The sequence below is a fragment of the Methanoregula sp. genome (assembly GCF_049518935.1).
Lineage (GTDB): Archaea > Halobacteriota > Methanomicrobia > Methanomicrobiales > Methanospirillaceae > Methanoregula.
Genome location: NZ_JBEKRH010000001.1, coordinates 312623 through 338038, shown reverse-complemented (window position 1 = coordinate 338038; position 25416 = coordinate 312623). Strand labels below are relative to the sequence as shown.

The 25416-nt window shown below is 52.1% G+C and carries 22 protein-coding genes; 18 read left to right on the top strand and 4 right to left on the bottom strand.

What is annotated here, in order from left to right; all coding sequences use genetic code 11:
* Positions 1-113: 113 nt before the first annotated feature.
* Positions 114-1148, bottom strand: a complete 1035-nt coding sequence (locus tag ABSE13_RS01635) for a PhoU domain-containing protein (protein WP_424026733.1) — start codon at positions 1146-1148, stop codon at positions 114-116.
* 134 nt (positions 1149-1282) lie between these two features.
* On the opposite strand from ABSE13_RS01635, the gene ABSE13_RS01630 reads away from it, so the two are divergent.
* The 10 genes from ABSE13_RS01630 (at position 1283) to ABSE13_RS01585 (ending at position 9754) form a co-directional block, all read left to right on the top strand.
* The gene (locus tag ABSE13_RS01630; protein ID WP_424026732.1) at positions 1283-2284 is read left to right on the top strand and encodes a phosphate ABC transporter substrate-binding protein; all 1002 of its coding nucleotides are present in this window, start codon (positions 1283-1285) and stop codon (positions 2282-2284) included.
* 62 nt (positions 2285-2346) lie between these two features.
* Positions 2347-4296: a phosphate ABC transporter permease PstA gene (pstA, locus tag ABSE13_RS01625; protein WP_490356169.1), complete on the top strand. Its 1950-nt coding sequence runs from the start codon at positions 2347-2349 to the stop codon at positions 4294-4296.
* A 1-nt stretch (position 4297) separates the two neighbouring features.
* A complete protein-coding gene (gene pstB / locus ABSE13_RS01620; protein WP_424026730.1) occupies positions 4298-5059 on the top strand; it encodes a phosphate ABC transporter ATP-binding protein PstB in 762 nt (253 codons plus the stop codon).
* A gap of 9 nt (positions 5060-5068) precedes the next feature.
* Positions 5069-5719, top strand: a complete 651-nt coding sequence (phoU, locus tag ABSE13_RS01615; protein WP_424026729.1) for a phosphate signaling complex protein PhoU — start codon at positions 5069-5071, stop codon at positions 5717-5719.
* A gap of 27 nt (positions 5720-5746) precedes the next feature.
* Entirely contained in the window at positions 5747-6184 is a 438-nt protein-coding gene (locus ABSE13_RS01610) for an arsenate reductase ArsC (RefSeq protein ID WP_424026728.1), read from the top strand.
* A gap of 154 nt (positions 6185-6338) precedes the next feature.
* The gene (locus ABSE13_RS01605) at positions 6339-6680 is read left to right on the top strand and encodes a hypothetical protein (RefSeq protein WP_424026727.1); all 342 of its coding nucleotides are present in this window, start codon (positions 6339-6341) and stop codon (positions 6678-6680) included.
* 61 nt (positions 6681-6741) lie between these two features.
* Positions 6742-6891, top strand: a complete 150-nt coding sequence (locus ABSE13_RS01600; RefSeq protein WP_424026726.1) for a hypothetical protein — start codon at positions 6742-6744, stop codon at positions 6889-6891.
* 187 nt (positions 6892-7078) lie between these two features.
* On the top strand, positions 7079-7942 hold the full coding sequence (locus ABSE13_RS01595) for a type II secretion system F family protein (RefSeq protein WP_424026725.1): 864 nt from the start codon (positions 7079-7081) through the stop codon (positions 7940-7942).
* 19 nt (positions 7943-7961) lie between these two features.
* Positions 7962-9305: a type II secretion system F family protein gene (locus tag ABSE13_RS01590; protein WP_424026724.1), complete on the top strand. Its 1344-nt coding sequence runs from the start codon at positions 7962-7964 to the stop codon at positions 9303-9305.
* A gap of 23 nt (positions 9306-9328) precedes the next feature.
* Complete coding sequence (locus ABSE13_RS01585) at positions 9329-9754, top strand: hypothetical protein (protein WP_424026723.1); 426 nt, start codon at positions 9329-9331, stop codon at positions 9752-9754.
* Positions 9755-9838: 84 nt separating this feature from the next.
* On the opposite strand, the gene ABSE13_RS01580 is transcribed toward ABSE13_RS01585, so the two are convergent.
* The gene (locus tag ABSE13_RS01580; protein ID WP_424026722.1) at positions 9839-10450 is read right to left on the bottom strand and encodes an RAD55 family ATPase; all 612 of its coding nucleotides are present in this window, start codon (positions 10448-10450) and stop codon (positions 9839-9841) included.
* 251 nt (positions 10451-10701) lie between these two features.
* On the opposite strand from ABSE13_RS01580, the gene ABSE13_RS01575 reads away from it, so the two are divergent.
* Both ABSE13_RS01575 and ABSE13_RS01570 read left to right on the top strand, forming a co-directional pair.
* Positions 10702-11145, top strand: coding sequence for a hypothetical protein (locus ABSE13_RS01575; protein WP_424026721.1), 444 nt, complete (start codon positions 10702-10704; stop codon positions 11143-11145).
* Positions 11146-12017: 872 nt separating this feature from the next.
* A complete protein-coding gene (locus tag ABSE13_RS01570) occupies positions 12018-12338 on the top strand; it encodes a hypothetical protein (RefSeq protein ID WP_424026720.1) in 321 nt (106 codons plus the stop codon).
* A 758-nt stretch (positions 12339-13096) separates the two neighbouring features.
* Here the strand turns inward: ABSE13_RS01570 and sixA are convergent.
* Positions 13097-13591, bottom strand: coding sequence for a phosphohistidine phosphatase SixA (sixA, locus tag ABSE13_RS01565; protein ID WP_424026719.1), 495 nt, complete (start codon positions 13589-13591; stop codon positions 13097-13099).
* A 712-nt stretch (positions 13592-14303) separates the two neighbouring features.
* Between sixA and ABSE13_RS01560 the strand changes: the two genes are divergently transcribed.
* The 4 genes from ABSE13_RS01560 to ABSE13_RS01545 all read left to right on the top strand — a co-directional run bounded on the left by ABSE13_RS01560 (position 14304) and on the right by ABSE13_RS01545 (position 21512).
* On the top strand, positions 14304-15392 hold the full coding sequence (locus ABSE13_RS01560) for a substrate-binding domain-containing protein (protein ID WP_424026718.1): 1089 nt from the start codon (positions 14304-14306) through the stop codon (positions 15390-15392).
* 625 nt (positions 15393-16017) lie between these two features.
* A complete protein-coding gene (pstC, locus tag ABSE13_RS01555) occupies positions 16018-16935 on the top strand; it encodes a phosphate ABC transporter permease subunit PstC (RefSeq protein ID WP_424026717.1) in 918 nt (305 codons plus the stop codon).
* Entirely contained in the window at positions 16932-19304 is a 2373-nt protein-coding gene (pstA, locus tag ABSE13_RS01550; protein WP_424026716.1) for a phosphate ABC transporter permease PstA, read from the top strand. Before pstC ends, pstA (ABSE13_RS01550) begins: the two co-directional genes overlap by 4 nt.
* A gap of 216 nt (positions 19305-19520) precedes the next feature.
* Positions 19521-21512 (top strand): PKD domain-containing protein, encoded by a 1992-nt coding sequence (locus tag ABSE13_RS01545; RefSeq protein WP_424026715.1) that lies wholly within the window; start codon positions 19521-19523, stop codon positions 21510-21512.
* 308 nt (positions 21513-21820) lie between these two features.
* On the opposite strand, the gene ABSE13_RS01540 is transcribed toward ABSE13_RS01545, so the two are convergent.
* Positions 21821-22459 carry a hypothetical protein gene (locus tag ABSE13_RS01540; RefSeq protein WP_424026714.1) on the bottom strand — a complete coding sequence of 213 codons (639 nt, stop codon included), beginning with the start codon at positions 22457-22459 and terminating at the stop codon, positions 21821-21823.
* A gap of 189 nt (positions 22460-22648) precedes the next feature.
* Between ABSE13_RS01540 and ABSE13_RS01535 the strand changes: the two genes are divergently transcribed.
* Positions 22649-23419: a PKD domain-containing protein gene (locus ABSE13_RS01535; RefSeq protein WP_424026713.1), complete on the top strand. Its 771-nt coding sequence runs from the start codon at positions 22649-22651 to the stop codon at positions 23417-23419.
* A gap of 58 nt (positions 23420-23477) precedes the next feature.
* Positions 23478-25412 carry a type II/IV secretion system ATPase subunit gene (locus tag ABSE13_RS01530; protein ID WP_424026712.1) on the top strand — a complete coding sequence of 645 codons (1935 nt, stop codon included), beginning with the start codon at positions 23478-23480 and terminating at the stop codon, positions 25410-25412.
* The last annotated feature ends 4 nt before the right edge of the window (positions 25413-25416 follow it).

The window sequence follows — 25416 nt, the reverse complement described above, 5'->3', positions numbered from 1 at the left end:
AAATCATATCTCTACATATTTTATGCAAGGGACGTCTCTACAGAAGAGCGTTTATTTTACAAACTATGAAAAAGGTGGCTTAATACGAGAGGTGTAATGAAGGGGAGAAAAAATTATTTTCCGGCCTTTGCCTTATGGGGTCCCTGTTCGTTTTCCACCAGAAGGTTGATCACGGTTTCCGAGATATCGCCGGCATATTCCCCGGCCCGACGAATACTTTCGACAATGTAACCGATGGATACTGCAGCAACGGTATCCTGTTTGAGTACCATGTTGTTGATATCGCCGCAGATATTTTCGAGTGCACCGATCGATTCAATATTTTTGTGAGCCTCCTTCATGTCAGTATTAAAGAAAGATATGATGCTCCGGTCGAATATTTCCAGGGACAGGGCACTGGATTTCTTGATAGCATTCACGATTTTTTTATCGAGATCGCTGTCAATGATGGGAAGAGAATTCTCAGCGATCCTGACCGCGTGATCACCGATTCGTTCGATGATCCGGCTCAGCTGATAATAATTCATGGCCATACCGGTTGAGATCCCCATCTTGCGGGACAAGGAGGCATTCTGCATAATCATATTCGTCTGCCGGGCGATCAGCCAGTTAAGCCGGTCAGCGTCCATGTCGCGATTAATGACATCCTGCGCCAGCGTTTTATTATGCGTCTCAAGCGCCGTTATTGCATCCTCGTGCATGGTTTTAACGATGACAAACATCCGCTTGATGGTGTTGTCAAACGGCATCTCTGATGGGTTGAGCAGATCCTTAATGACAATGACCGTCTCAGTTTCCTCAACAACCTCCTGACCGATCGTCATCTGGGTAAAATCACGCACTACCGATCGCACGAACGGGGGAAATCTCTGTTTTGAGGTTATCCTGATGGTAGTAAATCCGGTTATATATGTACCTATAAGCATCCGGAATAAAAATGCGGGATCAGCTACTATACTACTATCTATCTCTTTGAGGCGCTGAATGGGATCTTCCGTGATCTTTTTCGTAACGAGCAACGTCCCGTCCGGCTGGACCGTCAGCCCGACCGGATCGTTCTTTTTGATCTTCTGCGCCTCCGCCCAGTCTTTTGGGAGTGTCACCACAAAGGATGCACCCCCCGTCATCTGCACGCGCCGTATCTCCATCTCTTTCTCACCGCAAGACAATAGGAAAATGATTTCGCTATTACACTCTATTTGTCTATTTCTTGTATATATACTAGTATAGTTTATGGCGAAAAAAGGTTTATTAGCTCGTGTGAAATGCTAGATCGAACACCATGAATGCAAAAAGGAGTTCCTATCTGATTATCACCCTCAGCCTTGTCGCGGTGTTCATGCTCGCGATTGCTGCAGGGTGTACGGGCAACGGATCAACGAACACGGCTGCCACGCAGGTGCCGGTTGCCTCCCCCACGATTGCAGCAGCTGGCGCCACTACCTCCGTTACTTCCGTCATCCAGACCGCGAATGCAGTACCGGTAACCACGAGTGCACCTGTCTCAACAGGGCAGAAGCAGACCATCAAGATCACGGGATCGACCACGGTCCTGCCGATCGTCCAGGCAGCGGCTGATAAGTACATGGCAGAACACCCGGACGCAGACATCCAGACATCCGGTGGCGGATCCGGTGTTGGTATCCAGGCGATTGGTGCCAAGACTGTTGATATCGGTATGACCTCCCGTGATGTGACCAAGGATGAAATGGCCAAGTACCCCGACTTCGTCATTACACCGGTTGCCCAGGATGGAATTGCTATCATTGTCAACCCGGCCAACACGATCCAGTCTGTCACCTTCGATCAGATCAGGCAGATCTACTTGGGCAATATCACCAAATGGTCCCAGATTACGGGAGCAGATGTTCCGGGCACGAACGACCAGATTGTTGTTGTAGGGCGTGACAGCGCATCGGGAACACGGGTGTATTTCGAACAGACGATTCTGCCGACAAATGCGACCCCGGTTGCCTCGATGCAGGAACTGAACTCCAATGGCGCAGTGCTCCAGAACGTTGCGCAGACTCCGGATGCCATCGGGTATATATCCATCGGGTTCGTCAGCTCCGATATCAAGGCACTTCCTATCATGGGTACTACCGGCACTACGATTTCCCCCACTATTGACAATGTGAAGACCCGGACCTATCCGATCTCCCGCAACCTCTATGTTATCACCAACGGTCAGCCAAGCGGCCTTGCCGGCGACTTCATCAAGTACATCCTCAGCCCTGAAGGCCAGAAGATTGTTGCCGATCAGGGATATGTCACTTTGACCTGAGATGGTTTGTTGAGAGGACCACCAATTTTTCCCCCATTTATCCTGAGGCGAAGATCGTGAAAATTGCCGGAACCAGCATCGGATTTGGGACCATTTCACCGGGTATCTCCCGCAGTTCCGTACTCAGGGAGCAGTTGATCAAGACCCTGTTCTTCCTCACAGCCTTCTTTGCCGTTATTGTCATCATATTCATCCTCCTATTCTTGTTACGGGACGGTTACCCGATCCTTGAGCAGGTCAGCCTGCCTGATTTTCTGCTTGGATTATCGTGGGAACCGACTGCAGCGGTGCCGCTGTACGGGATCTTACCGATTATTGTCGGGACACTTCTCGTTACCATCGGCGCCATGGTCTTTGCTGTCCCGCTGTCCATTGGCTGTGCAATCTACATTTCCGAACTCGCATCCCCCCGGGTGAAAACAATTCTCAAACCGGCGATAGAACTGCTGGCGGGGATTCCTTCCGTAGTCTACGGGTTCTTTGGTCTTATCGTTCTCACGAATTTCATACGGGTCACCTTTAATATCCCCTCGGGAAACACATGGCTTGCCGCGTCCGTCCTTCTCGGGATCATGGCCCTTCCCACAATCGTCAGTGTCTCCGAAGATGCAATCAGCTCAGTCCCATGCGAATTCCGTGAAGGCTCGCTTGCCATCGGTGCTACCCGGTGGCAGACGATCAGCCGGGTGATTGTTCCGGCAGCTCTCTCCGGCATCGCTGCAGCAATTATTCTCGGTATCGGCAGGGCGATTGGAGAGACAATGGCGGTCCTGATGGTGGCCGGCAATGCAGCGATTATCCCCGTTCCGATCTGGAACATCTTTTCCCCGGTAAGGACCCTGACCGGGACTCTGGGTATCGAAACCGGGGAAGTCTCCATCGGCAGCGATCATTATCATGCATTGTTTGCCGTGGCAGTCGTGCTGCTGCTCATTACGCTCGTCATCAACCTTTCTGCGGTTGCTATCCTTCGCTATCTTCACGAAGGGCGCAGGATCCGTCCCGGCCGGAAACCCTTTATCAGTCCCGCTGTAATGGACTCGATCGGGGGAGCTGGGAAAATCCTGCTTGCCGCCGCTCTTCTCATCTTCCTGCTTGCCGCCGCTCCCTGGTGGCTTGCGGCACTGGTCATCCTCGCAGGAGGTGCATGGTATTTCGGCAGGGATCGGCTTTCACAGGCTACGATCCAGAAGTGCTCATTTGCCCTGATCGCGGGAGCAACGCTCGTCGTCCTGGCAATTCTTGTTATCATCCTCCAGGACATCATCGTTCATGGCCTCCCGGCTCTCTCCTGGGATTTCCTGACCCAGCCCCCGAAGGATCTCGGAAGGGCCGGGGGAATTTATCCGGCGATCGTTGGTACGTTGTACCTCGTAACCGGTGCAATTGCCATTGCTCTCCCGCTGGGTGTCGGAGCAGCGATTTACCTGGTAGAATACACACGCGAGGGAATCATCACCCGGCTTATCCGGACCGGTGCCGATCTCCTTAATGGAACTCCTTCGATCGTATTCGGCCTTTTTGGTTTTGCCTTCATCGTCCTCTATCTCAATGTCGGGGTTTCCATGATTGCCGGGCAGATCACCTTGGCACTGATGGTCCTGCCCACCGTGATCCGGACCACGGAAGAATCCTTAAAAAATATACCCCAATCCCTGCGCGAGGGAAGTCTGGCACTTGGCGCAACAAAGTGGCAGACCATCAGCAAAGTGGTCCTTCCCCCTGCGGTCCCGGGTATCGTAACCGGAGCGATCCTCTCCATAGGAAGAGCGGCCGGGGAGACAGCCCCTATCATGTTTACAGCAGCAGTCTTCTCGCAGCGCTTCCTGCCTTCATCTGTCTTCCAGCCGGTAATGGCGCTGCCATATCACCTCTTCATTCTTGCAACCAATGTCCCGAATTCCTCTACCAACAGGTACGGCACGGCCCTCGTTCTGCTGATGCTTGTCGTTGGATTTTATCTGGTAGCGATTCTTGTAAGAACCCATTTCCAGAACAAGGCACGGGGATAATATGTCTGAACACAGTATCATTTCCACAACCAATCTCAACCTCTGGTATCACGAGAAGCATGCGCTGCAGTCAGTCTCCATGAAGATCCCAAGGAATAAGGTGACTGCCCTGATAGGTCCTTCGGGATGCGGGAAATCTACCCTGCTGCGGTGCTTCAACCGGTTGAACGATCTTATCGATCATGTGAAGATCACGGGTGAGATCACGCTCGATGATGAAAATATCCATGCACCGGATACGGATGTTGTCTCACTCCGGAAGCGGGTCGGGATGGTCTTCCAGAAACCCAATCCTTTCCCGAAATCGATTTACGAGAATATTGCGTACGGTCCGAAAGTCCACGGTGTAAAGGATAAAGGGGAGCTCGACAGGATTGTTGAACAGAGTCTCCGTCATGCCGCCATCTGGGACGAAGTAAAGGACCGTCTTCACGATTCTGCTCTTGGCCTTTCCGGCGGCCAGCAGCAGCGACTCTGCATTGCACGGACCCTTGCCGTCTCCCCGGAAGTGATCCTGATGGACGAGCCCTGTTCGGCACTTGACCCGATAGCAACTGCAAAGATCGAGAACCTGATCGACATGCTCAAGGAAGAGTACACGGTCATCATCGTTACGCATAACATGCAGCAGGCGGCCCGGGTGAGTGATTTTACCGGTTTCATGTACCTGGGCAGGTTGATCGAATGCGGGAAGACCGTGGAGATCTTCGAACACCCAAAAGAAGAACTCACCGAGAATTACATCACCGGCCGGTTTGGGTAGGGAGGGAACATGGCAGAAAAATTTCATATAGAACTCAAAACCCTGAAAAAAGATACCTTGGCTATGTCAGCGCTGGGGCGCCTGATGCTCAGGAACTCTGTCGACGCATTGATACGGCAGGATAAGGAACTTGCAGCCACGGTCATTGCCAGAAAAGATGAACTCCATAAAATGGAAGTCAGGATTGAGGAGCACTGTTACCAGTTGATCGCACTCAACCAGCCAATGGCAAAGGATATGCGTGTCATCGCCTGTACTCTCAAGGTCATAACGGCATCTATGCGGATCGGACGTTATGGCAAGGTGATTGCCAACATCGTCAAGGATATCTCAGACAAGCCCCATATCGCCAACCTGATGAGCATCCCCCACATGGCCGATCTCGTAATCGAAATGATTGACGATGCGGTCAGGGCCTACGAGACTGACGATCTCTCGTTTATTGAGGATTTTTCATCCCGTGACGATACGATCGATGCACTCAGGCATTCGATCTTCCGGGAGGGGATTACCTACATGATGGAAGATCCCAAGAACATCTCGCGCTGCACGCACTACATCATGGTTGCCCGGTACCTTGAACGCTGTGCCGATCATGCCTGCAAGATTGCGGAGAATGTGCATTACATGCAGACCGGCGAGCGCATTGAGATTCACTAAACCCCCAGATGCATCATTGGACCTTCGATGGAAACGGTACTTTTTATATGTTCTTATAATTCAGTCAGGTCACAGATAGCCGAAGCTCTCCTGCGAGCCAGGTGCGGGGAGCGATATACGGTTTTTTCCGCAGGAGTCGCCCCCGCGGGAATCAACCCGTATGCGGTGAAGGTGATGCAGGAGATCGGTATTGATATGTCACATGCCCGCTCCAAATCCCTGACCGTTTTTGCCGGGAAAAAGTTTGATCATGTTATCACCCTGTGCGATCAGGCCCGGCTCGCTGCATCGAATACTCTCCCTCATGGAACCTATAACATTCACCAGGGATTCATCAGCCCTTCGGAGATCCGGAAGAATAAAAATGAGATCCTTCTGGATTTCCGGAAACTCCGGGAGGATATCAATACCTGGCTGCTGGAAATTTTCCCGGACTGTACATTACGGGAGCCTGAATGCCGATGATTTCACGACAGCGGGTATCATTTTCCGGAAAGGCCTGTATCCCGTGGAAGGTGACTATATAGAAACGATTTTAAGTATATACTACAAGAATAAAATATGTAGCCGGAATAATCTGGCAGGGTGCATCCCATGCAGGGTCCGGCTGTGGAGAGGAATGATGGAACTATCAGCAAAACAGGCAAACCCCCGCAGGGTATCAGCACGATTCATGAAAAAATGGGATCCCGATGAGAATCTTACGGATGAATGCCGGCAGCTCATCCATGTCCTGGTAAAAAAAATTGATGTGCTTTGCGATGACGAGTCAGGAGATCACGAACAGATCAACCGCATCAAATCACTTGTTCCTGCGTTGTCAACCATGAGCGATCTCCTCCATGAGATCAAACCCCGGAACATGTCGCGGTCAGCGCTGGATGATTTCATGCAGGATGATCGCGGGTTCACGTATGTTTCTGTCAGGAATTCAGAGCTTGAACGATTCAGTGCGAAGTAAGGAGAACTGCATGTACTCAGTATCTGTTGATTCGGAAAGATATGGAAAAGAATGGAAACGTATGAGCTCGTTTGGGCTCAGGGAAGTGGTCCGGATGCATCCCGATGATGTCATCGCACTCAAAGCATGGGTCATGGCAAAACGGCTTTACGAGCATGAGCTTGCCACCATATGTCGCGATGGGTACCTGCATGGCCGGATGCCCGGATAGAGCAGAAGGATCTGAAAAAACAGCGAACCAGAAAAAAATCATCTGTGGGGGATCTGCCGTTGGCAAACCTGAAATTCTGGTCAAGAAGCTGATACTTCCTGATAAAATATAGTTTGCAAGTGATTGATATATATACATTTCCCTATCTATGGCGCCCAGTACACCGAGTTTTGATAATTTATTTGAAATGTACAAGCGCTTTTGCTACATATTCGGGCAATCCTTCGACCGGGACCCGAACCGGGATATTACAAAGTTGATCTACCAGGCAGATCTTGAGATGACGCCGGGAATGTTCACCTCATTATGGCTGGTCACGTCCATCCTGTGCGGGGCGATTATGTTTGTTATCGCATGCCTGATCCTCATGCTCCCCCAGAGCCCGTTCTTCACCAAGACCCCATATATCTATATTCTCCTTATCGCCTTTATCGGGGCCGCAGCAGCAGGTATAGGTTTCCCGTTCTATCTCCAGAACGAGATCGAGAACAAGAAGCGGGATATCGACAAGCAGATCCCGTATGCCCTCGCATTCATGTCAATCCTCGCAAGTTCCGGTGCAACACCGCTCGATATTATCCGGCGGTTGTCCCGCGAAGATTACGGCCAGATCTCCAACGAATTTCGGAAAGTACTGTTCCGCGTTGACATCCTCGGAGAAGATGTGGTAAGCGCCATGAACGGACTCGTCCACAACACGCCGTCTGATCTGTTTCGCGATATCTGCGTGGATATGACCAACATCATCTACGGTGGTGGTGGGCTGAAGTCGTACCTGGAGACCAAGTCCAAGGAACTCATGGCGATCAGGAGGCAGACCTACAAGGAATTTGTAGAGTCACTGGCGATCTTCGGTGAAGGGTATCTCGGGGGCGTTGTGATGACAATCACGCTTGCCGTCCTCGGGATCGTTATCTCCGGGGCACTGGGCATTCAGTTTGGCCCCTTCACACCCCAGGACATGTTCAACGTCCTTATCTACGTCCTGATCCCGATCATCAATATAATCTTCCTCCAGGTGCTCGCTGTGAAATATTCAACAACCCCCTAGGTAAAGGAGTTCTTTCCCAATGCGTGAAAAGATAGACCAGAAGATTGAGGAAGTGAAGGAAGTAGTTGAGCGGATCCGGATCCTCTACAACCCGCCGCGTGAATATTTTACTGTTGCGCTGCCGGTTGTTCTTGCTCTATTACTTCTCATCGGTGCAGTACTCGCGGGATATACGTTCCAGGGAACCGAGAAGCAGCAACAACAGGGAGACAGCGCCAGATTACAACAACTAAAGGAACTGCAGGCCCAGATGGACGATTCCAGCGGAGCATCGGCGGATAATGCAACAACGCCGGAAACACCAGCAACCACTCAGAAGATGGGCCTTGATGAGATCATGGTCTTTGCCGTCATTATTGCCATAACCCCTTATGCCATAGACATCACGCTCCAGAAGCGGAATACGCGGAGGAAAGAGGAACTGTATACTGAATTTTTGTTTAAACTCTCGGAACTGATGCGGGGCGGGCTCGATCCGATCAAATCCGTAAAAGAGTTATCCCGGACCGATCTCGGCATACTGACGCCCCATATCCGCATAGCATCGACATCCATGGTATACGGGAAGTCATTTGAGGAATCGATGAAGATGATGGCACGATCCCTCCATTCCGAGCTGATTGTCCGGTATACGACGCTTGTCATCCAGGCATCGTATTCCGGCGGCTCGGTCGCCGATCTGATCCTCAAGGCATCAGAAGACATGCGCAGTATTATCAGTATTGAGCGGGAGAAGGAAGGAAATCTCTCCCAGTATGTCATGATATTCTATTTTGCTCAGGGTATCATCCTCTTCATCATTTACACCCTCTCCACGAGCCTGCTCCCTTTCGTCAAGCAGCTTGGTTCTACTTCAATCTTCGGGGGGGCCAACCAGATTGCCAATCTTGACTTCTCCCGGGGATTTTTCCACATGATCATGATCAACTCGTTCTTCGGCGGCCTGATCATCGGGAAGATCAGCGAGGGGGATGCCCGGTTCGGGCTGAAGCACGCGGTTGTCCTGATGATCTTCGGCTATATTGCGTGTGCGCTGTTCATTCTTCCGCCACCGGCAACCACCGGGCAGAACATCAAGATCATGCCTGTTGTGAACGGATCGATAAATGCGTATCCTTCCGTCCCCCTCAAGGACCCCGTCTCATTCATGGTGACAGACACGAGCGGGAACCCGGTGAACAGCACGGTAGTCCAGTTCAGTATCGTACCATCCGGATCGGTTAGTCCCACGTCAGATACGTCCGATAATCTGGGTATTGTCAAAACGAAAGTTACTGTAGGGGATGCACAAGGAACCTACATTGTCATTGCCTCATCGAATGGAGCTACAGCACGCCAGATCATTGTTGCAACAGGAGAATGAACCAGTAACGGAGAACTCCAGATATGAAAAAAATTACAGGCCTTACCATTATTATTGTGTGCGGGTTGATTCTGGCCATGTGCCTTGCCGGGTGCATGCAGAAAATGCCTGATCCGGAAACCGGCGTAAACAACTGGGTTTCTGCGGCGAATAATCACGATTACAGCCGGGTATATGATCTCGCACCACAGGAAATCCGCATCCAGATCAACCGGCAGGATTTCATCGCGGCGCAAAATGGAAATCCATTTCTTGCCCCGGGGAATAGCATCAGGAATTATCAGGTTGTGAACAGGACCCTGAGCGGAGACAACGCAGAACTGACCGTAGCGGTCGACCTGTATTCCCCGGGCTCAGCCAATGCATCGTCCGGCAATGTCCTTATCTTTCTTAAATTCCTCGAGGTTTTTGAGGATGGTGAATGGAAAGTGTGGACTACTAAACCGTAGAGATCGGATCAATTGCAACAACGCAAAATGAATATTGTTCATTTTTTAAGAATGCGGTGGAGAGAAGAATGATTTTTAACCGGATTATCCATGTCGCTCTCTCGTATCAATCTGCAATCCCTCTTCATTGAGCGTGAACGAGAGCATCTTGGTTCTCGGGAATTCCCCCCGCATCTTCGGGATATTAATATAATGTTTGAGCTTGTCGCCTTCGGGAACTACCACGAACTGTATGATCCCGTCTGCCATTGCCCTGACAAGGTTTTCCTGTCGCTCAGGGAGAACACCGCTGTCCACCATGAGGAGGAAGGTGGTTCCTTTCCTGCTCGCCGATACCAGGCTGAACAACAAGGCACTCAGTTCGGTAAACGAGTCTTCGGCAAAAAAGACCGAGAACGGATCGATGACAATGAGTGGAGCACCTGGATTCATGATCTCGGCGAGGACTTCCTGCCTGGCATGGGCAGGTGTGATCTCAACAATCGTAAGATTTTCTGATTCCGGTATCCTCAGCAGCGCCATTTTTTTCATGACATCTTCCCTGACCTGGAGCGTGAGGTAATGTACCGGGGACCCGTTCTTTGCCCATTCCGAGGCAACATAGATCGCATAGATAGATTTAATATTTCCCGAGTGATCTTCGATGCACAGAACGCTGTGATCGGGGACCATCTCCAGCCCGTTTACCAGTGCCATTACTCAGTATTGGTCAACAAACTATGATAATTCATTCGCCACTCTATATGGCGAAAAGCGCGTCGGTTACTGGCATAACGGGGCATCGTGTCACTGCGCTCATGCGGGAAAAACCGGAGGATACCGGCATTTCTTTCCCGATCAGATTACGATTTCCCTAAAATATATATAATATTGAGCCATCATAGAAGAAAGTGCAGAAAACAATCTGCAATAAACGAAAGAAATCATAATCAGGGATTGCTATGCAGATGAAATCGGAAATACTCGGAAAATTGTATGGCAATTATAAATTCATTGCTCTGGCGCCTGCCTTTGCGGTAATCATCGATTATGCATTGACATTTTATCTTGCAGGCGATACCTCGATGATCACCACCTGGGAAGCGAGCCCGTTCGTCCGGTTTGCGGTGATCCATAACCTGATGGCACCCTATCTCATCGCCATTGTCCTCTTCTACTACACCGCTTCATATGCAGTGCTCAAGGTACTCCACAACACAGATTACTACAAATTCGGGGTCCTGCTTATTCTCACCCTGAGTTTCACGCATGTCTTCGGGGGCCTCTCCTGGTACTTCCGGAATGCCTTGTACTCAAACGGTGTGGTCGCCCTTTCGATTCTTTCTGTCGTGATTGCGGTGATCCTGTTCGGGTTCTCGCTGCTGCACGAAAGGTCTGTGACGGATTCCTGAACCCTGTTTTCCCGGAACCAGTGTCCGGAACTACGGGTATGTCTCACCTTAGAATACTACCGTTCATTTCCCCTCCTGGCTGACATTCTCTTCTGGTGCTGGATGACAGCCTGGGTCTCACCTTTTTACCGGGACGATCTTTCCACCCCCTCAGGGGGATCACTTGACTCCATGGTCCGACCCCTATGACCCCCTCCCTGCCCCGTTCTTCTCCGCCCGGTCCGCGAATTCTGATCTTTCACGTCATAATTCTGATTCTTTCCGCATTGGGATGTTCGCCCGGGTGGATAGTGAAAATTCCCCTCAGGGCCGTGGGTCCTGGGGGGTCACATGCACATTGTGGGTGACCCCCATGATGGGTCAGGCAGAAAAGAAGGCGACCCCCCCAACCCCCCAAGCTGGAATCCCGGCCTCCAAATTATGTCGTAAATTCCCAAATGGCCATGAGTAAAACTGCTGCGGAAATAGCCGGTTTCCATAGGGGGTCACCAATGATTCTGGCATGACCCCCCATGACTCTCAATGGGGTCACCATGTCCCTTAAGCCGACCCCCCTGACTCCCCCCCTTCCGATCAATTAGAATATATTTTATTAAATCTTTTCTTCTTAGAATTATACTTGCAATGATTGACTCCGGTTCCGGGTCAGCCAAACCTCCGCAGGCTCTTGTGACGGAAAATCCACGTTCATGTCCCGGTGGAGGTGCAGCAACCCGGTACCCGGATACCCTTGCACGGTATCATGCTTCCCGGGATCCGGGCACGGGAACGACCTGAACGCGTGAGCGAAAACGAACGTGCGCAGAAACCGTGAGATACAGAACCGTGAGAACCAGGACAGAATAGAAAAAGAACAGGAGATTGTGTAAACCATGGCAGATTTCCAACAGAACTCCCAGCAGAAGAGCGCGGCCCGGATACTTGCGATCCCCATTGCCGATGTGGACGCATTCCATGCGATCGTGCAGGACATCATAATGAATAACCCGTTCGGGTGCATTTCCTACTACACGCCCGGTACCAATCACCCGCCCATAGAAAAAGTGAGGGAGATGTATACCGCGAAATTCGTGTATACGGACAGCGGTGGAAAACGCGTGGGCTCCGGATCTGAAGTGTACAACTCTATCGCCGGTTTTAACGCGGGCATTGCCGCAGTTACTTCCCACATCGCAAATGTCGCCGCCCACTGAGGGACGGTCAGCAGGAACCCGGCCGCGGACTCCTACGCAGTATCGCTCAAGTGCCACGATGCCAGCGGCGAGCTCTTCTTCCTGAACCTCGCCCGCGACCGCGTGACGCTTTCATCCTACCGGGACGACGCAATCCGCACCCGGATCGAGAACTGGGCGGAGGGTGTGCCGGCGCTGAAGTAAATTGCATATCAGAAAAATGCAGTAGGGGGAGCGGCCGGGTTACGGGCCCAGGAATAAACGGGGGTTCAGCAGCTCACCGGGTGCGGGGAGTGGTTTCCCGGTCACCACCGGGTGCCGCAGTTTTTGCAGTACCAGGTTTGTTTGCCGCGGCGGGGATCGGATAAGATGAGTTTTCCTTTCCGTTGCGCTGCATGGAGTTGCGGCGTCGGTCCTGCATAAACAACAGGTATGACGTCCCGGTCGCTGTTGCAAACGGGGCAGTAATTCCCGGTATTTTCCGGAACCTGGCCGGGAGTGTCCTGCATGAGCATACCATGGAATTTCCACAGGATCCCATAACTGTTGTGAAATCGTCTGAGAGAGATCCCCTCTCAAATCTCCGCGTCCCGTGCTTTACAGAAATCTGGTGGGCGGTAAATAACAAAGAATGAGAGCTGTCCGGGAACTTCGCCCGGAATGATAAAATGCCGGAATGGTAAGGATCCAGGTACCAGGATCCTCGGGGCGTTTCCTCAGGGATGGTACCAGAAGATCGGGTGGCGATCCCTTCGCCCGGCCCGTTTTTTTTTATGCCCTTATCGCATCTCCAGGATTTGTTTCGGGGTGAGCAGCCACTGGAGATCTCCCGACGGCTTTCCGTCGAACGAGAAATTCCTGATCTTCGCAAGGCCCCCTTTTGCAAATATGACGGAACCCGTCCCGCCCCCGGAGATGATCCTGCCGACCAGCGCAGATAACGCCGGTTCGTGGCCTACGATAAGGATGACCGCATCGTCACCGGATTGCGCGGCGTGGTAACAGATGGTGTCCGGATCCTCTTCGGGTGCAAGTTCATCCCAGAGAACAAGCCGGTCCTTCCGGTCCAGTGCCCGGGCAATAATGCCTGCGGTCTCACTTGCGCGGGCCAGCGGACTCGACGCGATCACATCGAACCGGAACCGCTCTCTTCGCATCCACCGTGCGATCTCCCGGATTTCTTCTCTCCCGTTCGGTGTCAGCGGTCGTGTGCTGTCATCCGGGTCGTCTGAAGATTGTCCTGCTTTTCCGTGCCTGATAACAAAAAGATCCATCCGGTCCCCCCCATTTCTGATCCTCAGTACGTCTTTTCAGTTATCAAGATATCGGGGTCTCGCATTCCGGGAATGTTTTCAAGGCCGGAAAACTGGTACCATTGCTCTATATAAGATAGATATGACTATATCTTCAATTCAAAAAATATATATCCCCAACCGACCGAGAATCTAGTATACAGGCGCGGGATCTGATCAGTTATCTCATCAGGCTAACAGGACATCCACATGACACAGGATCTCGTTTTTATGGGCAACAAAAAAATATCTGCTGTCGTTCCCGCGGCCTGTTTAATCCTTCTGACGATCGGGAGTGTCTCCCTTTATGGTGTTCCCGGCGATTTCCTTTTGCCCGCAAGCTTTCTCATTGCGATATGCACACTGACACTGGTGATCGTATTCATGCGTGTGAATGCAGATCACTCCCAATAATGCATTTTTCAGGTTCCAGGACCTGTTGTTATTATTGAGAAATTCGGAGGTATATGTAAACCCCTCGTCTCTATATCGTACTATAGAAATCTGTTTTAAATCTATATTCAGATCGACAAAAATATATACCCGACCGTCTATTATCTGATTGGTGAAGATGACATCTGTGGGGGATGAATGAACTTCGCCAGAATCCGTTGCAAACCTACAAATTTTTTTAATCGCAGCAATCTCTCCAACGCATCCACAAGAACTCCAGAATATAACAGGTGAATTTCACATGGCAAGCTACAAGACCAATGATATGGCAATTTCGCCGATCGTTGCGACCCTCGTCCTTATCGTCGTCGCAGTCATCGGTGCGGTCGCAGTCGGTACCATCCTCGGTACCTTCTCGTCCGATGTATCGAAGCAGGCAAATGCAAATGGTGCAAGTTCTGCCTCCCAGACGGAGATCCTCGTCGCCGGTTCAACAACCATCGACCCGATCACCCAGGCAGCAGCCAAGATGTACACCGCCTCGAACCCGGGCATCAAGATCACCTCCCAGGCAATGGGCAGCGGTGCAGGTGTCCAGGCAGCAGGCAACGGTGTCGCTGACATCGGTGCAGTCTCCGAAGCAATCAAGCCCGCATGGACCACCCAGTTCACGAACCTCAAGACCTACCAGATCGGTGAGGGCGCAATTTCTGTTATCACCAACAAGGCAAAACCCGCTGCAACTGCATCAATCCCTGTTGCCGATCTTAACACATTATTTGATGGCACAAAGCCTGCAGGCACCCTTGCACCCGCATCCGTTAACGCATTAGTTACCGTCGTAACCCGTGCTGACGGTTCAGGTACAGCAGATTCATTCTACCAGAAGTACCTTGGGCTTCCCAAGACCTATACATCCAGTGCCGCCTTTAACACCACCGCAGTAAACGGAAACGCAGCAGTCGTCTCGACCGTTGGGTCAACCTCCTATGCACTCGGATTCGCCGACTACGGTGACTCAGTTGCAAACGCAGCAAGCGGCGCATCAACCATCATCATTCTCCCGGTTCAGGATTCAGCAAGTGTTACCTACACGCTTCCGGGACTCTTCGACACAACTACCAACGTAACCGCCAACTTTAACTACCTCCGGAGCAGCGCAAAGTACATCTACCAGACCTCCGTTGAGAATGGCCAGACCCCCGTCCAGTCCGGTACTGCTAACTACCCGATTACTCTGTTCCGCCCGCTCTACTACGTGACCAACGGCGCGCCATCCGCGAACGTTCAGGCATTCATCAACTACGTCGAGGCCCAGCCATACGACACCCAGACCAAGACGAACATCTTCCAGGAAACCAACAACTTCTGCGTTGCAGACGTTGCATAACCCGGATGAATTAAACCCACTATTTTTTTGCTTATCCTCCTCACCAGACCGATGGGAATGCCCTGACTGAACTCAATTGACCTGCCTGAAAGGATTTTTCCGGTAGTGTCGGCATTGTCACGTTCCGTATCTTCCTGACCCGGGAAAACAGTCCTGATCGTAACCCTCATTAAGACTCACCAGAATCCCATGGAACCACACCATAAATCCCGGACGGTTTCACTGGAGGGGATCGGCAGCGTAATTGTCACAGAATCCCCTCTATTAAGCATCAAGCCTGCAACTGGCGCCTGCGTTATCGGTAAATTACAGGAAAACAACTGTAACCACGCTGAAAAGTACGAACATGCCGGTCGGATTTACCCCGGTCATAGCGTTTGCGTGAGACTCCCCGACAGTTCCCAGGATCAGACTACGCCGGAATGGACCCAGCACGCAATACTGCGTGTATTGCTAACGAAAATCATATGGGAACACCATATCCCTCTATATTCTCTACTCAAAAGATATATTTCACTAAAACCCCGATGTTTTACTGTAGTAGCATAATCCTGTCCGGTGCGGTACGATTTTCCCGGATCCTGAACGGACGATACAAACGCATCACCAGCCAGAACGGAATGCCATGAAAGAACACATTGACCTGCCCGAATGGATCTTTTTTGGCATTGCCGGCATCACCGCGCTCCTTGTCCTCCTGATCATCGGCTTTCTCATCTATGCTGCCGCCCCAGTACTGAGAACCTCGGGAATCGGCTTTGTTACTTCGTCTGTCTGGGATTACGATGCCCACCAGTACGGCGTCCTGATTTACCTGATCGATACGCTCATCCTGACTGCGCTTACCCTTGCAATCGCCGTACCATCCGGCCTCCTCACCGCCATGTACCTGGCAGAGTGGGCCCCGGCATGGATGGAAAAGATCCTGCGCCCTCTCGTGGAACTTCTCGTCGGCATTCCCTCCGTAGTCTACGGGTTGTTCGGGTTGCTGGTCCTTTCCAATTTCTTTATGGATTACCTCGATCCTCTTGTCGATCATCTCATCGGGTTCATCCCGGTCTTCCGGAATGTGCACCCAAATCTCCATATGAATTTACTCCTCACCGCCACCATTCTCGCGGTAATGGTTATCCCCACTATTGTTGCCCTTTCACAGGATGCCATGCGGGGAGTCCCGGATGAATACCGGGAAGCCTCTGTTGCCCTGGGGGCGACCCGCTGGGAGACCCTGCGATATGTGGTGATCCCTGCTGCATTCCCGGGAATTGTCACTGCAGTGGTTCTCGCCATGATGCGCGCGATGGGAGAGACCATGGCCGTCGTGATGCTCATGGGAAATACGCCCCAGATACCCTCATCGGTCTTCGACACGGGGTATACCATGACCGCCAAGATCCTGAACGATATTTTGTGGAATATAGCCGACCCTGAGCCCCGGGCTGCGCTCTTTGGGATCGCGGTAGTGATCTTACTCATGGAAATTCTTGCCGTTGCCGGAGTACGCCTCATCTGCTCCTGGGCCCAGACGAGGTCCCGGTCATGAAGACAATGCGCCGGCAGGTAACCGAGAAGATCATCACAGGGTTGTGTCTCCTGGCAACACTGGCAGTTGTCGGCGTGCTCTTCCTGATTATCGGACAGATATTCATCAACGGCCTGCCCTCCCTCTCCTTGTACTTTATAACTACTCCTGAGAATGCCACGCCAGGACTGGGACAGGGTATCGCCAATGCGATCGCCGGTACTGTCCTGATCTCCCTCTGTGCGGTCATTTTTGCTGCACCATTCGGGTTCGGGACTGCGATCTATATGAAGCGGTACGCGCCGGATAACGCTATCACCCGGGCATTCCGGTTCCTGCTGGAAGTCCTGTCAGGAACCCCGTCCATCGTCGTCGGTGTTTTTGGTTTTCTCGTATTTGTCATTTACCTGAAAAAAATTACAGGAGGATATTCCCTGATCGCCGGCTCGCTCGCCCTCGCGATCCTGATCATGCCGGTTATCGAGCGGGCCATCGAGGATGCCATCGACCGTGTCTCCCGGGAACTTGAAGAGGGAAGCTACGCACTTGGCGCTGACAAGTGGCAGACCATCCGGGGTATCACGATCCCGACGGCCTTTACCGGTATCCTGACCGGACTCACGCTTGGTTTCGGGCGGGCAGCCGAGGAATCCGCAGTCGTGATCCTGACTGCCGGTTATACCCAGTATATGCCGGATTTCGGTATCCATTCCGGGAGCAGTGCCGGCATGAAGATCTATCCGATTCAGGACCAGGTCGCAACTCTGCCATACGCCGTGTATCATGCATTCCAGAACCAGACCCTGGTAAAACCGTCAGCGGGATTTGCCGCAGCCTTCGTACTCGTCGTAATTGTATTTACGATAAATATTGGCGGTAAGATGCTGCTCCAGCGAACCATGAACGCCGGAAAGCCCAAAAACTCCCTCATCGGGATGATACGGGAAAAATTATCGGCCGGTAAACCACGCCCTGAACAGGTAGCCGGTAATCAGATAGAATCACTCCCTGAGCCGGGCCCCGCCATGCCGGAACCCACCGATCAACCCGGATCGTCATTCGCTGACAGGATACGGAATCTCCCGCTGGTAAAAAAGATTATCCTGCTGATCGGGCGTTCCGGAAAAAAAGAGAATCCGTCGCAGATCCCATCTCCTGAAAATGACGGGAAGAAACGAACACTCAGATTACACGTCCTCCCCTTCCTCCGCCCCCTCCTCCCCTTCGCGATCCCGGCGGTCCTCCTCCTCCTCATATCGTTCCTCGCAGGCATCCCCCCGCTACACCAGATCCTCGGCCCGGCCAGCCCTGCCCTTGCAGGCCTGTTCGCCTCCGTTCTTGCCCTGATCGTCACCGTCGCCGGGTTGATCTTCGGGATCCTGCTCGCAAAACGGAGCGGGGCGTTCAAAGCAAAGACCCGGCGCACCGGGTACGCAGCTGTCGGGGCAGGATTCTGCATCCTCTGTATTGCCGGCATCATCTGCTCGTCAGCCGCAGCCGGTCTCTTTATGACCGGAGATGAACCGGCAGTGCAGGCTGGCGGGGACCGTGCCGCAAAACTCGCTGCCATGGCTGCTGGCGGTGAATTGGGGGACGGATCAGGATCCACCGTTTCAGTCCAGACTGTCGCCCCAGCTATGCCGGCTCCGTCTTCAGTACCTCCACAAGTGATGCCGGGAGCGGCAACGACACAGACGGTCCCGGTGAAAGATGCTCTTGACGTGGGTGAATATTACTGGTACGGGGATGCCGAGCACACCAGCCGGGCAACCGTGTACGATTACAAAGTGCTCCCGTTCTATTTCTGGTGGTTCATTGATTACAACCGGTTCGTCCAGCAGGTTCCTCCTCCGGGCTATTCCTACCTCGTAGTATTCCTGCGGATTGAAGATGTGGGAACGAAGAGTGCCATTGTCCCGTCCGCAGACCAGATAGTGGTAACCAACAATGGCAACAGTTACTCCCATGAGCTGTTCTTCAACCAGTCAGTCCTCAGTTCATACCAGACAACGTATTATGAGTATAACTATAACGCCCTCCCATACCAGTGGATACGCGAGATTGGCCAGGACAAGCGGGACTATGCTTTCCTGACCGATTACAATATATTCGGGGATAACTTTTGGCTAAACAACGGCACGACAGTAACCCCGACTCCTGCAACAACTTCATCTGATACAACAGATACAACCAATTCCACTACAGATACAAACGGCGAAGGCTTCTTCCTGCACCCCGGCTCAAGCAATGCGATTGACGGTTATTTAATCTACACCGTACCCAATTCGGCGCTGAATACCACGGAGGATCTGAAATCAACCTATGTCCAGGTAACGTTCAACAATTTCAGCGCCACCCGTTGGCGGCTGGGGACGGATGTCCCGGGATAACCGTTTCATTGGAATCTCTCCCAGCCGGTGAATGTATGATTCCTCTATATTCTCTATTCAAAAGATATATTTTTAGAACGTTCTAATAGGTACTAAAGAACAAGTCGCTCGCTGAATATCATCCATTGAAGCTATTCATTTCGCATGATTCCCGCCGTTTTCGCGGGCGTAAGATCTGTCCATTCAAGGTTCCGGTTGCAGGTAAGGAGATTTTTCGTGGCACGGTTCCCCAGGCTTAAAAAACGGTCAGTACTTGCTGTTCTCGGTATTGCAATCCTGATCCTCATCGCCGCCGGTATATTCTTCCATATCCTGCCCGGCCCGGGGGCGCTTGCACGTTTCTTCGAGCCCAAAGCAAGCCCGGCGGTGCTTAACCCTCTCGCAGGTGCAGTGAATTCCGTCACCGCTCCTATGAATCGCCCCCTGATCGCCGATTTCCTGCATGCGTCGGCATCGGAGTATACACCCTTATCCATCAGGTTCATCGATTTGAGCCGGGGTTCACCTGCCACCTGGGACTGGGATTTCGGCGATGGGACCACAGGCTCCCTGCAGGATCAGGTACACGAATACCAGAAATCAGGTCTGTATAATGTCACCATGCGTATTACCCGCCCGGACGGCTCAGTGCGATCGGTCGCCGTTAATGATGTGCTGGGTATCGCCAACCCGGAACCCCGGCAGGTACTTGTCGATACGCTACGGCAGGGAACACTGGAAAAAGGCTCGTTTCTGACCTTCGTTTCCACAAACAGTGATTCGTACTGTTCCATCAATGGCAATCGTATAGCGCTGCCGAACGGTTCTGTTGTCAAGCTCAGGACAAATACCGATGGGGATGGTATGGTGAGCATCCGGCAGGGCAATCTGCTGAAGTTCTCCGTGCCCGATGCAACTCTTTATGTCAACGGTTCTCAATTGGCGCAGGGATCTTCAGGTGATTGCAGTCTCCCGGACTTCCGTTACTTCAGTACGAATTTTACTTATACTGTAGTTCCGACAAAAGGCGATGTGCGCCAAGTGGCGATCAACGGCCAGAAGATACTGGCGGGAGTGGAGAACTCACGCATTATGATCGTGCATGAATCCGATGACCACAATGCTGATCTGACTCTTGTCACGAATCCTGCATTTTTTGAAGGGAGCGCTGCACAGTTGGAAATTACGCCCGCAGTCATAGCAGACTTTTCCACGGTTTCCCCGCGTGCAGGTGATGCACCCCTGAATATCACCTTCGGGGACCAGTCGGCGGGAGATCCCACCGCATGGGCCTGGGACTTCGGTGACGGGAGCCGGTCCACCGAAGAGAATCCTGCACACCGGTACATAACGCCGGGAGCCTATACCGTCACCCTGACTGCCAGCCGCGGAGCTCTCTCCGATACCATTGCAGAAAAGAGTTTCATCGTCGCAACACCACCCCGCCTCGTAGCAAACTTTTCCGCCTTTCCCATAAAGGGCGTCATCCCGCTGGTTGTGAGATTTACTGACAACTCCACGGGATCGCCATGGATGTGGAACTGGAATTTCTGGGAGGTGGGGAATGCAACCCCGTCCTCCTCGTCGCAACAGAACCCGGAGATAACGTTCACCGAGCCGGGAACCTACAATGTCTGGCTATCGGTCAACAATATTTATGGCAGCAGCGACCTGATGCGCCCGCAGTACATTATCGTCACGGATCCCTACAGGTTCCCGGATACGATGCTCCAGGTCCAGACCGGCAAGCAGGGGTACATTGAGAAAGACTCCTGCATCCAGTTTATTGTCGGGAACAGCCCGGCAACCATCAGCATCAACGGAGGATATCGCGATCTCCCGAAAGGAGCTCTCGTGAGGATTGAGGCGCTGAGTAACCAGAAAGGCGATATCTATATCGACAATGGCCAGCTGCTCAAGTTCACCCTGCCCGATGCAGCAATCTATATTGACGGGGACCTTGTTGCTGCCGGGAAGATTGACAGCATTTACGTGCCATATATGACTGATTTCCGTACAGCACTTTCATACTATCTCGAACCGGCATCATCCTGGACAACAGTAACCGAGAACGGGTACCGTGTCCTCGGTGACTGGGACAATGCATGGATACGATTCTCCAACATCGGCATGAACACCGGTGGCAGCCTCCGTCTGACGGTTTCCGACAATGCTACCTTGATCGATGGTGCGGATAACCAGACGGTACACGACTGGGTAGTGCAATAAATTCACGGACCCGGTAAAAAAATCCCCGTCTGAACAGGTACCAGGTACGGCAGATCTCAGGAAATGATACAACCGGCCCGGGCTTATCAAAACGGCGTGTGTGCGATCCGGAGTATTACTGATCCTGAAAAATGAGTGTTCCGAGCGGGAACAGGTACAGCCCCTCGTGATCTGCAGGCCCGGCCGGGCCGGGGAATCGGATCCCCGTCATTACGATCAGCACCGGGTTTTATAATCCGGTGAAATACCCGGTTTCCTGGCAGAAGGTATGTTGTGATGCTGGTGCAGGAAACAGCAGAATATGGGAATTACTGGGTTTGTTGCAGCAGCTGTGCCTGTGCAGTCATATTTTCCAGGGCTGTATCCCCGTCAGAGAGCGATGATGCGGCAAGCTGCCGCGAATTCATGGCGGATTGCAGGTAGGCATCATTCCAGTAATCGGGATCATCTGGGGTCACGTACGCGCCTGCATTATTTGTATAATCGATCAGGTGCTGCTGGGCATTTCCCATCGAGACGGTATAGATCCTCATGTACTGGACCATGAGGGCAATCTGCTGTTGCGCTTTCGGGTTGTTCGCATAGGTCAATGCCGACGTATTTTTTTCAAAATCATCCGTTGCGAAATTCAGCCTGGCGATTTCATTCTCCCACGCATCGAGAAGCTGCCGCTCTTCCGCCACGTTCTGTCGTGTGAGCGCAAGATCCGGGGAATCGCGCGTAATTTCCGTATTATAGGTCATTGTATCTGCAGAGATCCGCTGGAGATCGGATCTCACCTGACGATCGAATTGCTTCTGTTCGGTAACCCATGAATTGTATTCCTGGATGGCAACGGTCGTGTTGTGGGTATCAGCGGTACGGATCGATGTGCAGCCGGAAAACCCGCACAACACTATCAGGATAATTATTGCACACAGGGTGATTACCGGGCCTCTTGAGAACATTACTTATCTATAGGGTTGGTTTTTTCTTTAATATTTCCTTAGTTAATACCCAAATGTGAGCAGAAATGCTCATAAAAATTTTTTCAGCAGCCACTGGAAAGTATTGTGATTTCGTGAATAGAGAGAATAGTTTAAAACTATTGTGAGAGAAAATAATATATGTATAAATGGGGCTGGCCAGTCTGCCTTTTGGTCGTCTTGATCGTCATGACCAGCGGCTGCACGTTCCTTGGTGGGGGAAAAAGTAACAGCAGCACGAATAACCCGTCGGTTCCCACGATGACAGATACGCCTGCCCTTCCGGATCAGTACGTTGCACAACCCGTTGTCACGGCAACACCGGGGAATGTGACACCACGGCCTTCATTGGGAGATCTGCCGGCGATTGAGGCAGCAGCAAGGACAACGATCAATGGTACGGGTCTTGCCGGGAACGATTCGAACTCTACAAATTCCAACACCGGTGTTGTGATTCCCGTTGCGCAATTCAGTTCGAATATTGCCATGGGATTTGCACCCCTGACAGTCCAGTTTACCGATACCTCACTGAACCTGCCTACTGGTTGGTACTGGGATTTCGGGGACGGGAATACCTCGGCGCTCCAGAACCCTGCCCACACGTATTATTCCGGGGGACAGTATTCCATCGGGTTCGTTGCATCAAATGCGGCGGGATCGAATACGATGAATTCCACAAATTATGTGTCTGTATATGCGCCCGGTTTTTCCGCATATCCCTTGTCGATATCGCCAATGGATACGGTCACATTCACTGATACCGGCGGCGGTTACCCGTTGCCGTCATCCTGGTACTGGGATTTTGGGGATGGGATCACAAGCAAGGTACGGAATACAACCCACCAGTACGTGTCCTCCGGAACGTATGATGTACATTACCGGGTTTCCGGCACTGCCGGCACGGCATGGATCAACCAGAGTGCCCTCATCACAGTCAGGTGAATCTGCATGAAATCTCTCCCCTACCTGTTTTTATCGTGTGGTTCAGGTGTATGATCCTATGTCGTTCATGAGCAGCATTTCATCGTTCTTTATGGAGCCGGAGGAAGAGACTGCCGTAGCAGAGCCAACCCCCTCCTCAGGGGTCCGGAAAAACAAGAATCAGGAAAACACCGCAGCTGTCCCCGGGGGAGATCCTATTCCCACCATCCCTCATGCAGATGACGGGGACCCTCTGCATATGATAATTGAAGATGCGCTGAGTGAATCCCCCGAACCGGAAGACAAATCCCATTCTCACGGAGACACTGCCACCCCCGCTCCCTCCTTCCTTGACAAGTTCCGGATGCTCCTCTCAAAGCCCCCCGAGCAGGATATCACTACCCTTGCATTCGATCCCGGGGACCTTGCTATCCCTTCGCTGGAAGGATCGCTCAGGGATGTCAACCTGACATACGTAGTGGAAGTTCCGTTCCAGTTTGTCCACATCGAGTATTCCCGTCTCGAAGGAATGATGATCTACGGCGTTATCGAACCTCAGCTCAGCGAGAACGAGCGGTCCGCGCTTACTATCATTGAGAATGCTTTTGAAAAGCTTGTCAGCACGAATGCCGAACTGGTCGATGCGGAATCACGGGAGAAGTACCTGCACGAACGCTTCTATTCCCTTGTCCATATTTTCGGGCTCAACCTGACCGATCCACAGAAAGAACGGATGTATTTCCACCTGCGCAAGCAGTACCTGGGGTACAGCCGTATCGACACCCTCATGAAAGACAAATACATCGAGGATATCAGCTGCAACGGGTCAGACATGTACCTCTATGTCCAGCACCGTACCTACGGTTCTGTCCGGACCGATGTGAAGTTCGGCGAGGTCGAGCTCAACAATTTTGTCCTGCGTCTTGCGCAGATCAGCGGTCGGCATGTCTCGCTCCTCCAGCCGATCCGCGACCTGACCCTGCCGGACGGGAGCCGTGGCAACATTACGCTCGGGGGCGAAGTAACAAAAAAAGGCTCCACGTTTACCATCAGGAAATTCCGGGCAAACCCTATCTCGTGCATTGAGCTTATGGATTATGGGTCTATCGATGCCCAGCAGCTGGCGTTCATGTGGATCCTGATGGAATACAAACGCTCTATCCTCGTATCCGGGGGAACAGCGACCGGTAAGACCACGTTCCTCAACGTGCTGTGCAGTTTCATCCCGCCCGAATACAAGATCGTCTCCATCGAAGACACGGCCGAACTGAACCTGATGCACCCCAACTGGATCCAGTCCATCACCCGTACCGGGTTCGGTACGTCGGATTCAGGGGCCAGTGGAGTTTCCGGCATGAGTGGCGGTGGCGGGGGAAAATCTCCGGGTGATATCTCGTTATACGATCTTCTCGTCGCTGCACTGCGGCAAAGGCCGGAGTTCATCATTGTCGGTGAAGTGCGGGGCGGGGAGGCCTTCACCCTGTTCCAGGCAATTGCTGTCGGTCACGCTGCCCTTGGGACCATCCATGCCGGATCCATGGACGAACTGCTGGCCCGTGTGGAATCCAACCCGATGAACGTGCCGCGCAGCCTCCTTTCGAACCTCGATCTGGTTATCTTCCCGATGCACATCAAGAAAGGCGAGCGGAGCATGAGGAGGATCGCAAATATCGTGGAGATCCTCGAGCTTGACCGGGACACCGGTGACCTAATCACGAACACGGTATTCAAATGGGTGCCGGAGATCGATGTTTTCCAGTGGCAGGGCCGGAGTTTTCTCTTTGACCGGATCAAGGACACGTACGGCGTGAGCAAGGATATCCTCAACGATGAGCTGAAATACCGGACGGATTTCATCATCTGGATGCAGAAGCACAATATCCGGGAGTATCATGCAGTCACCAAGATGGTCCAGCTGTATTACCGGGATAAGGAAGAGGTTCTTGGATGGTTATATCCGGGTCCGTCATTACCGACAGAACCCGCGGATATTTCGGCATATCTTACCGGGTGATGCA